The organism is Mycobacterium sp. E740 (assembly GCF_001672895.1).
In the GTDB taxonomy this organism is placed as follows: domain Bacteria; phylum Actinomycetota; class Actinomycetes; order Mycobacteriales; family Mycobacteriaceae; genus Mycobacterium.
The window spans coordinates 1-3094 of record NZ_LZKP01000205.1 but is presented as its reverse complement, the minus strand read 5'-3'; the positions used below and the strand labels follow the sequence as shown (position 1 = coordinate 3094).

General features: G+C 66.2%; 3 protein-coding genes and 1 pseudogene. 3 read left to right on the top strand and 1 reads right to left on the bottom strand.

Annotation, left to right across the window (positions count from 1 at the left end):
- Both A5663_RS23675 and A5663_RS20025 read left to right on the top strand, forming a co-directional pair.
- Positions 1-874, top strand: an 874-nt coding sequence (locus A5663_RS23675) for an AMP-binding protein (RefSeq protein WP_156744571.1), incomplete at its 5' end; no start/stop codon positions are given.
- Positions 871-1752, top strand: coding sequence for an enoyl-CoA hydratase/isomerase family protein (locus A5663_RS20025; protein ID WP_068153236.1), 882 nt, complete (start codon positions 871-873; stop codon positions 1750-1752). The genes A5663_RS23675 and A5663_RS20025, both read left to right, overlap by 4 nt.
- Here the strand turns inward: A5663_RS20025 and A5663_RS20020 are convergent.
- A complete protein-coding gene (locus A5663_RS20020) occupies positions 1749-2897 on the bottom strand; it encodes an acyl-CoA dehydrogenase family protein (protein WP_068153234.1) in 1149 nt (382 codons plus the stop codon). The two genes, A5663_RS20025 and A5663_RS20020, sit on opposite strands and share 4 nt — an antisense overlap.
- Before the next feature lie 26 nt (positions 2898-2923).
- Between A5663_RS20020 and A5663_RS23190 the strand changes: the two are divergent.
- Positions 2924-3094, top strand: a pseudogene (locus tag A5663_RS23190) (acyl dehydratase); the annotation flags it as partial.

Genomic DNA, 3094 nt, shown 5'->3' with positions numbered 1-3094 from the left:
GTCGATGACAGTTCAGGCCGCCGGTTACACGACGGTGGTGATGGAGAAGTTCGATCCGGAGAGCGCCTTGGACGCCATCCAGCGCTACGGCGTGACGCACGGGCAGTTCGTTCCCGTCATGTTCACCCGGATGCTCAAACTGCCTGAGCCGCTGCGCAATTCGTACGACGTCTCCAGCCTCAAGCGCGTCATCCATGCCGCAGCGCCGTGTCCGGTGGAGATCAAGAAGCAGATGATTGACTGGTGGGGGCCGATCATCGACGAGTACTACGCCTCCTCGGAAGCGCACGGTTCGACGCTGATCAGCGCGGAGGACTGGTTGACGCGACCGGGTTCGGTCGGCAAGCCGATGACCGGTAGCCTGCACATCCTCGACGAGGACGGCAACGAACTGCCGCCCGGCGAGGCCGGAGAGATCTACTTCGAGGGCGGCAACACCTTCGAGTATCTCAACGACCCGGAGAAGACGGCGAAGTCGCGCGACGAACGCGGCTGGACGACGGTCGGTGACATCGGCTACGTCGACGAGGACGGGTACCTCTACCTCACCGACCGCAGGCATCACATGATCATCTCCGGCGGCGTCAACATCTATCCGCAGGAAGCCGAGAACATGTTGGTCACGCACCCGAAGGTGTTGGATGCGGCCGTTTTCGGTGTCCCCGACGACGAGATGGGCCAGCGTGTCAAAGGCGTGGTGCAGACCGTCGACCCGGCTGACGCCACCGAGCAGTTCGGCGAGGAGTTGCTCGCATGGCTGCGGGACAGGTTGGCGCACTACAAGTGTCCACGCTCGATCTCCTTCGAAGCGCAGCTGCCGCGCACCGACACCGGCAAGCTGTACAAGCAGGAGCTGATCAAGAAGTACTCGTGAGCCACGTCGAGCTTGCCGACGGTGTGATCGTCGGGGTCGGATCACCCAGCGACCAAGCTACTTTCACGCTCTCGGAGGACGAAACCGACGACCGCAGAGTCGTCAGCGTACCGTCGGTGGCCACGACACTCGACGAGCTGCGCGAGCGCTGCGCGAGATGGCCACACGCCGCAGGTATCTGCACCGACGTGCTGCGCGCCGTCGACCCCGCCGCCCCCGCGTTCACCGGCGTGGTCACGGAGTCGTTGGCCTATTCGACGCTGCAATCCGGTCCGGAGTTCGAGCGTTGGCTCGCCGAGCGTGGACCCGCTGAGATTCCGCAGACTCCCGATCCTGTTGTGGCCGTACGGGTCCAGGACACGCTGTACGTACGGTTCAACCGGCCCAAGCGGCACAACGCCTTCTCCACCGACACCCGGGCCGCATTACTGGAGGCGCTCGAAGTCGCGCGCCTCGACCCGTCGATCACCGAGGTGGTCCTGTCCGGCAACGGGCCGTCGTTCTGCAGCGGCGGCGACCTCGCGGAGTTCGGCACCTTCGCCGATCCCGCCAGCGCGCACTTCGCCCGCATCCGGCACAGCCCGGCGCTGGTGCTCAACGAGTTGACCGCCCGTCTCGGCAGGCGCTGCCACGCCGACGTGCACGGTCAGGTGCTGGGCAGCGGCCTGGAGATGGCGGCCTTCTGCGGGTATGTCCGATCGAGCGCCGACGCGGTTTTCGGGTTGCCCGAGCTGAGCCTCGGCCTCATCCCGGGCGCCGGTGGCACCGTGAGCGTCACCCGGCGAATCGGCCGCTGGCGCACCGCTTTTCTGGTGCTGTCCGGTCGGACGATCGACCCGCCGACCGCGCTGCGGTGGGGCCTGGTCGACGAAATCTAGATGCCGCCCCGCGCTACCAACTGCGCGGCGATCACGTTGCGCTGAATCTCGTTGGTGCCCTCGCCGACGATCATCAGCGGCGCATCGCGGAAGTACCGCTCCACGTCGTACTCCGTCGAGTAGCCGTAGCCACCGTGGATCCGCACCGCGTCGAGCGCGATCTCCATCGCGACCTCCGAGGCGAACAGCTTCGCCATGCCCGCCTCCATGTCGCAGCGCTCCCCGGCGTCGTATCGTTCGGCGGCGTATCGCGTCAGTTGTCGTGCCGCGGTGAGCTTCGTCGCCATGTCGGCCAGATAATTGCCGACGGACTGGTGCTTCCAGATCGGCTGGCCGAAGCTCTCACGCTCCTGGGCGTACCGGAGCGCATCTTCCAGCGCGGCCGTAGCCACCCCGAGCGCTCGCGACGCGACCTGAATACGGCCCGTCTCAAGGCCTTTCATCATCTGCGCGAAACCCTTGCCCGGCTCACCGCCGAGAATCGCCGATGCGGGCACACGGCAGTCCTCGAACACCAGCTCGCACGATTCGACGCCCTTGTAGCCCAGTTTCGGCAGATCGCGCGACACCGACAACCCGGTCGTGCCCTGCTCGACGAGCACCACCGAGATCCCCTTGTGCCGCGGCGTGGCCGTCGGATCCGTTTTGCACAGCAACGCGATCAGCCCGGATCGTCGCGCGTTGGAGATCCACGTCTTCGATCCGTTGATCGCCAGGCCGCCGCCTTCGGACGGCAACGCGGTCGTCGACATGTTCTGCAGGTCCGAACCGCCGCCTGGCTCGGTGAGCGCCATCGTCGCCCGCACCTCGCCGGTGGCCATCGACGGCAGATAGCGCTGCTTCTGCTCCTCGGTGCCGAAGAGCGTGAGGAGCTTGGCGACGACGGTGTGACCGCCCATCGCGCCCGCGAGGCTCATCCACCCGCGCGACAGCTCCTGGGTCACCTCGACGTAGCAGGGCATCGACACCGGCGATCCGCCGTATTCCTCGGGGATCGCCAATCCGTAGATGCCGATCTGCTTCATCTGCTCGATCCACGCCTCGGGGTATTCGTTGGCGTGTTCGACGTCGCGCACCCGCGGTTTGACCTCACGGTCGACGAACGCCCGGACGGTGGCGACGAGCATGGTTTCTTCGGCATCCATACCGACAGTTTGTACGATCGGATTTCGTGACCGGTCCCTACTTCGACGAGCTGCAAGTGGGGCAGGTCTTCGACACCGCACCCTCGATGACGTTGACCGCGGGCGCGGCGGCCGTGCACCAGTCGATCGTCGGCGATCGCCTCCGCCTCGCCCTGGACGGTGAGCTCGCGATGGCCGTTACCGGGGCGACCGGCCCG